Origin of the sequence: Paraconexibacter sp., assembly GCF_041602235.1 — a bacterium.
Taxonomy (GTDB): domain Bacteria; phylum Actinomycetota; class Thermoleophilia; order Solirubrobacterales; family Solirubrobacteraceae; genus Paraconexibacter.
Window position 1 is genome coordinate 1 of the sequence record NZ_JBFIGP010000223.1, and the last position, 6,449, is coordinate 6,449.

The 6,449-nt window shown below is 73.2% G+C and carries 5 protein-coding genes and 1 pseudogene; 2 read left to right on the forward strand and 4 right to left on the reverse strand.

Going from position 1 to position 6,449, the window contains the following annotated elements:
• The 3 genes from ABYE80_RS15495 to ABYE80_RS15505 form a co-directional block, all read right to left on the reverse strand.
• Nucleotides 1–1,103 (reverse strand): S1C family serine protease (locus tag ABYE80_RS15495; protein ID WP_372791198.1); only part of this gene is annotated, 1,103 nt, incomplete at its 3' end.
• The gene (locus ABYE80_RS15500; RefSeq protein ID WP_372791199.1) at nucleotides 1,100–2,512 is read right to left on the reverse strand and encodes a sensor histidine kinase; all 1,413 of its coding nucleotides are present in this window, start codon (nucleotides 2,510–2,512) and stop codon (nucleotides 1,100–1,102) included. The genes ABYE80_RS15495 and ABYE80_RS15500, both read right to left, overlap by 4 nt.
• A 1-nt stretch (nucleotide 2,513) precedes the next feature.
• Entirely contained in the window at nucleotides 2,514–3,227 is a 714-nt protein-coding gene (locus ABYE80_RS15505) for a response regulator (RefSeq protein ID WP_372791201.1), read from the reverse strand.
• 77 nt (nucleotides 3,228–3,304) lie between these two features.
• Here ABYE80_RS15505 and ABYE80_RS15510 point away from each other — a divergent pair, with 77 nt between their 5' ends.
• Nucleotides 3,305–5,071 carry a hypothetical protein gene (locus ABYE80_RS15510; protein ID WP_372791202.1) on the forward strand — a complete coding sequence of 589 codons (1,767 nt, stop codon included), beginning with the start codon at nucleotides 3,305–3,307 and terminating at the stop codon, nucleotides 5,069–5,071.
• Nucleotides 5,068–5,847, forward strand: coding sequence for a class E sortase (locus ABYE80_RS15515; protein WP_372791203.1), 780 nt, complete (start codon nucleotides 5,068–5,070; stop codon nucleotides 5,845–5,847). Before ABYE80_RS15510 ends, ABYE80_RS15515 begins: the two co-directional genes overlap by 4 nt.
• Nucleotides 5,848–6,086: 239 nt before the next feature.
• On the opposite strand, the pseudogene ABYE80_RS15520 reads toward ABYE80_RS15515, so the two are convergent.
• A pseudogene (locus tag ABYE80_RS15520) lies at nucleotides 6,087–6,449 on the reverse strand (hypothetical protein); the annotation flags it as partial.

A 6,449-nucleotide genomic window follows, 5' to 3' on the forward strand; every position in this document is an offset into this window, starting at 1 on the left:
CCGGGGTCGTGCTCGAGCAGCAGGCGTCCGAGGTCGGTCTCGGCCTCGACCTCCTTGCCCTCGACCGCCACGATCAGGTCGCCGCCGGGGGCGTACGGCCGCGCCTGGAAGACCTTCTCCCCGACGCCGGCCTTGATGCCCGACTTGTCGGCCGGGCCGCCCTTGGTGACCACCTGGATCCAGGCGCCCTTGCTGACCGGGAGGTCGAACTTGGCCGCGAGCTGCGGGTAGACGGCGGAGCTGGAGACGCCCAGGTAGGCGTAGTCGACCTTGCCGTTCTTGCGCAGCTGCTCGATCGAGCGGCGCACCGCGTCGACCGGCACGGCGAAGCCGACACCCGAGCCGTCACCGGATTCGGTGCGGATCTGCGAGTTGATGCCGAGCACCTCGCCCTTGGCGTTGAGGAGCGGGCCGCCGGAGTTGCCGTGGTTGATCGCCGCGTCGGTCTGGATGGCGCCGGAGGTCTTGAACCCGGTCAGCGAGTCGATCGAGCGGTCGAGCGCGCTGACGACCCCGATGCTCAAGGACTGCTCCTCACCGAACGGCGAGCCGATGGCGGCGACGGGCTCGCCGACGCGCACCTCGCCGGAGGACCCCAGCGGGAGCGGACGGAGCGTCAGGCCCTTGAGGTCCTTGAGCTTCAACAGCGCCACGTCCGCGAACGGGTCGTGGCCGACGATCTCCGCCCCGACCTGGTTGCCGTCCTGGAACCGGACGTACACGGTCGTCGCCCGGCGGATGTCCCCGCCCTCCCCGCTGGTCACCACGTGGGCGTTGGTGGCGATCTCGCCCTCGTCGGAGACCACGAACCCGGACCCCAGGCCGCTGTCGCCGCGGCCCGCGGTACCGCGTAGGCCGGTGGCGATCACCGTGACGACCCCGGCGGACTCCCGCTCGTAGATCCCCGTGGGGTCGAAGGCCGGGGCGCCCTTGGCGCTGCCGCTCCCGGGGAGCTCCCGGATGACCTCCACGCGGGTCGCCGGCTCCGTGACGGTCCGGGTGCCGCCGGTCGTCGTGTCGTCGCTCTTGCCGCAGCCGGCGGCCAGGACGCCGACGCCGAGGAGCGCCGTCGAGACGGCGACGGTGAGGGGGGTGCGGGTCATGCGGGCAGCTCCAAGGTGAAGGTCGTACGACCCGGGTGGCTCTCGACGATGAGCTCGCCGGACATGCGCTCGGCGAGCTCATGGGCGATGGCGAGTCCGAGACCGGACCCCTGGGCATCGTCCGAGGTGACGAAGGGTTCGAAGATGTGAGGCAGCATGGTGCGGTGGATTCCCGGACCGAAGTCGGCCACGCCGACCCGTACGTGATCGTCACGGCGGGAGGCGCTGACCACGAGGTCCGTCCCCGGCGGCGTGTGCGTCAGGGCGTTGTCGATGAGGATACGGAGCACCTGCCCGACACGCTCCGGATCGCACGTCGCCCGCACGGGGGTTCCCGGGACGCGGAGCTCGAGCTTCGAGTCGTGGGTGGCGAGCGCGGGGCGGAACTCCCCGGCCACCATCTCCGCGAGGTCCGCGAGGTCGGTGCTCTCCGGGCGCAGGTCCAGTGAGCCCGCTTCGAGGCGCGAGAGGTCGAGCAGGTCCGTCGCGAGCTTGCCGAGCCGGTCGACCTGCTGGGCGATCTGGTCCAGGAACTGGTCGCGGGTCTCCTCGTCGAGGTCGCCGTCGGCGTCCCGGAGCAGCTCGACGAAACCGCCGAGGGAGAAGATCGGGGTCCGCAGCTCGTGCGAGGCGGTCGCGATGAAGCGGCTGCGGGCGGTGCCGAGCTCCGCGAGCTGACGGCGCATGTCCTCCAGCGCCTGGGCCAGCCGACCGAGCTCGTCCGAGGAGTCGACCGGGAACCGGGCGGTCAGGTCACCTCCGGCCACCGCGTCGGCCACGCCCTCCAGCCGTCGCACGCGGCGACCGAGCAGCTCGGCCGTGACGGCGCCCGCGAGGGAGGCGAGGAGGAACGAGATCGCACCGGCGAACAGGACGCGGCGCCGGACGACGGCGACCTGGCCGTCGAGGTCCGCCAGGGACGAGGTCAGCACGACGACCGAGCCGACCTCCTGCGCGCCGTTGCGACCGGGGAAGAACAGCGGGACGGCCGCCTGGCCCACCCGGCTCGTCGCCCCGGCCTCGGTGCCCGTCGCGACCTCACGGGTGCGGACCGCCTCCTCGGCGACGTCGAAGCGCAGGTCGGTGATGTCGGTCCGCGCCGTCGAGTCGGACTTCGGGAAGGTCTCGACGTCCAGCGTCCCCTGGTTGACGCCCAGCAGCGTGACGCGGGCGTTGGCCGCGTCCGCGGCCTCGCGGACGGCCTGGTCGAGCAGGCGGACGTCGACGTTCTCGGTGATCGCCTTCTCGATCGGCTGCGCGTACTGACGCGCGGTGCGCGAGAGGCTGTTCAGCCGCTCCTCGGTGAGGCTCGACTCCAACCCGGGCACGACGATCACGTACACGGCGGCGAAGGCGCCCAGGACGATCAGCCCGAAGATCGCCGCGAGTCGCGTGCCGATCGTCTGCATGTCAGTCCACGTCGCGGAAGCGGTAGCCGACCCCTCGGACCGTGAACAGGTACTCGGGGTCCTTGGCGTCGCGCTCGATCTTCTCGCGCAGGTGACGGATGTGGACGTCGATGGTCCGCGGGTCGCGGTAGGCGCTGTCGCCCCAGATCCGGGTGAGCAGCATGTCCCGCGTGAAGACCCGGCCGCGGCTGCCCGCCAGCGCCAGCAGGATCTCGAACTCGACGAACGTGGTCTGTACGCTGTCGCCGCGGACGGTCACGCGCCGCCGTGCGCGGTCCAGCACGAGCTCGTGGACCGTGATGGGGCCGTCGTCGTCGTCCTCCTCGCTGGCGGCGGCCGCCATGCCCGCCCGGCGCAGCGCCGCCCGGACGCGCGAGCTGAGCTCGCGCAGCGAGAAGGGCTTGGTGATGTAGTCGTCGGCGCCGAGCTCGAGGCCCAGCACCTTGTCGATCTCCTCCGACCGGGCGGTCAGCATGATGATCGGGACCGAGCTCTTGGCCCGCAGCCGACGGCAGACCTCGAGGCCGTCGACCTGGGGCATCATGACGTCGAGCACCACGAGATCGAACGTCTGCTCCTTGAACCGCTCGAGTGCCTCGACGCCGTTGGCGGCGACGACCACGTCGTAGCCGTCCTTCTCGAGCGCGAAGGTGAGGAGGGTTTGGACGGACCGCTCGTCGTCGGCCAGCAGGATGCGCGGTGCGCGGTCGGCCATGCGCCCTGCATCGTAGATCAGCGCCCGCGCCGCCCGGAAACGCCCGATGGCGTGGGCCACTACGGTTCACGGAAGTCGTGTTGGACCCTCGCATCTATCGGGTGGCCTTCCTGCCCGTGCTCCTGGCCGTGCTGGTGGCAGCGTTCTCGCTGCAGGACCGCCCGAGGCCGATCGGCACCACGCTGGCACCCGACGCCTTCCAGGGGGACCGGGCTGCGCTGCTCCTCGAGGACCTCGCGATCAAGTTCCCGCGGCGCCGGCCCGGCGACGCCGCCGACGACCAGCTGGCGCGACGCGTGGCGGACGAGCTGTCGGTCCTCGGACCCCGATCCGTGACGACGCGGACGACCACGGCGCAGACGATCGACGGCGAGCGCGAGCTGACGACCGTGATCGGAACGCGGATCGGCGATCCGGGTCCGGGACTGGCGGTGCTGTCGCACCGCGACGCGGCGGGAGCGGGCGCCAAGGCCGAGCTCTCGGGCACGGCGGTCATGCTTGAGCTCGCCCGGATCGCCGGCACGGGACGCGTGCGGCGCAGCATCACCTTCGTCTCGACGAGCGGCGGGAGCGGCGGAGCCGCCGGGGCCGCGGACGCCGTCGACGCCCTGCCCGACGGGATCAGCGCCGTGCTCGTGCTCGGGGACCTCGCGGGCGAGACCGTCCGCAAGCCGTTCGTCACGGGGTTCTCCAACGGTCGCGGTCAGGCGCCGCTGCAGCTCCGTCGGACCGTGGAGGCGGCGGTACGCGAGGAGCTCGGGGAGGACCCCGGAGGCCCGCGGGCGCCCATGCAGTGGGCACGCCTCGCCATCCCGTTCGCCGTCGGCGAGCAGGCCGAGCTGCTGCGCGCAGGGATCCCGGCCGTGGAGCTGTCGGTCAGCGGTGAGCGCGGACCGGATGCGGCGACCCCGGTCGCCCCTGGCCGGATCGACCGCTTCGGCCGGGCGGCGCTCCGGGCGCTCACCGCGCTCGACAACGGGCCGGCGATCAGGACCGGTCCCCAGTCGGTCGTGCTCACCAACCGCAAGGTCCTGCCGGAGTGGGCCGTCCGTCTGCTCATCGGCACCCTGATCCTGCCGGTGCTGTTCGTGGCCGTCGATGGCCTCGCGCGGGCCCGCCGGCGCCGGGAGCACGTCGGCCGCTGGCTGGTCTGGGTCCTCGCCTTCGCGCTGCCGTTCGCGCTGGTCGCCCTGGCCGCGCTCCTGCTGGGGATCACCGGCCTGCTGCCCGCGACACCGGCCGCACCGGTGCCCCCCAACGCGATCGCGGTCGACGGCAGCGCCGTGTTCGGGCTCATCACCCTGGGTCTGGTGTTCGTCCTCGGATGGTTCGCCGCGCGCCCGCTGGTGCACCGCTCGGCCGGACCGGAGGCGAGGGCGCCCGGCCACGGCGCGGGCATCGCGCTGCTGCTCGTGGCGGTGGCCGTCGTCACCGCGATCTGGGTACGCAATCCCTTCGCTGCGTCGCTGCTCGTGCCGGCCCTGCACCTCTCGGTGCTCGTCGCGGCGGCCGACAGCCGACTGCCACGCGCTGCCGGCCCGGTCGTCGTGGTGCTCGGGCTGATCCCCGTGGTGGTGGCGGTCGAGATGACCGCCTCGGCGTTGGGGTACGGCCCGGGGCTGACGGCGTGGGCGCTGGTGCTGGCGGTCGCCGGAGGCCACATCGGCCCGCTCTCCTGGCTCGTGCTCTCGGTGCTCGCCGGCTGTGCGGTGGCGACGGCGGTCATCGGGCTCTCGCGCCGCGCGCCGGAGGCCGACGGCGGTGACGCCGTGACGGTGCGTGGCCCGGTGACCTACGCCGGCCCGGGGGCGCTGGGCGGCGTCGACTCCGCGTTGCGCCGGTGACGGAGCACGGGCGGCGGCGCCGAGTCCTGCGGGCGCTCTCGACGGTGCTCATCGTCGCCGGATGCCTGATCCTGGTCGATGCCGGGGTGACCGTGGCGTGGCAGGAGCCGCTCACGGCGTTCACGACCGGGCGCACCCAGGCCGGGCTGCAGCAGGACCTCGAGGATCTGCGCCGTCGGGCGCCGACGAGCGCGGAGGCGCAGGCGCTGAGCGACCTGGCCGCGGAGCCGTCGCGGATCGCCTTCCTCTCCCGCTCGTTGCGGCAGCGGGCCCGTGCCGGGCAAGCGGTCGCACGGATCCGGATCCCTCGCATCGACCTCGATCGCGTGGTGGTGCAGGGCGTCGACCCGGGCTCGCTGCGCAAGGGCCCGGGCTTCTACGATTCCACCCCGCTCCCCGGCGTGCCCGGAACCACCGCGATCGCCGGGCACCGGACCACCTACGGGGCGCCGTTCCGCCGGATCGACGAACTGCGACGTGGCGACAGGATCGTCGTCGAGCTGCCGTACGGCACGTTCACGTACACGATGGAACGGCAGCGGATCGTGAAGCCGAGCGAGGTGTCGGTCCTCGACACCGTCGGTTACGACCAGCTCGTGCTCAGCGCCTGTCACCCGCTGTTCAGCTCCGCGGAGCGGATCGTCGTCTTCGCCCGTCTCACGGGGGCGGTCGGTCGCGGGTCGGGACGGGGGCGTCCCCTCGCGGGGCCGACGCTCAGCGACCGCGTCCAACGTCCGTCGAGCGCGCTCAAGGGAGCCGCGACGACGGGCCGATGATCGTCGCGAACGGCGCACCACTGCCGCCCGGCGATGGGGACGAATCGCACCAGGCGGCGCCGAGGGAGACGGCGCCCCGACCCCTGCGATCAGCGTGAACAGCGAGGCCCCCAACGTGCGAATCACGGAGCTGCGCCGCCGCGTGGCGGCGTGCACCTACGACATCGACCCCCGGCTCGTGGCCGAGGCGATGCTCCGCCGGACCGATCCCCGGATGGATCCTGTCCAGCTCCCGGCGCTCACGCCACGTCGTGCCGGTAGCCGGTCAGGGCCCGCCGGGAGCCGTCCGCCGCGACGAGGCTGAGGGTGCCTGTCCCGGTGGTCGCGGGGGGATCCACCCGCCCGATCCAGCGCACGGACCCGGACATCGCCGCGGCCCGTGACTGCGGTGCGGTGACGAGCAGCTCGTAGTCCTCGCCGGCCGTGGCCGCGAACTCGTGCGCGTCCCGCCGCAGCGCCGATGCCACCTCGGGCACGCCCTCGGCCAGCGGCAGGGCGTCGAGGCGGACGACCACGTCGACGCCGGAGGCGCGTGCCAGATGACCGGCGTCCGTCGCGACCCCGTCGGAGACGTCCATCAGGGCGGTCGCGCCCGCGTCGCG

Excerpts from the sequence above, each read along its gene's own strand:
- ABYE80_RS15505 (WP_372791201.1), bottom strand. The coding sequence starts at position 3,227 with ATGGCCGACCGCGCACCGCGCATCCTGCTGGCCGACGACGAGCGGTCC.
- ABYE80_RS15500 (WP_372791199.1), bottom strand. The coding sequence starts at position 2,512 with ATGCAGACGATCGGCACGCGACTCGCGGCGATCTTCGGGCTGATCGTC.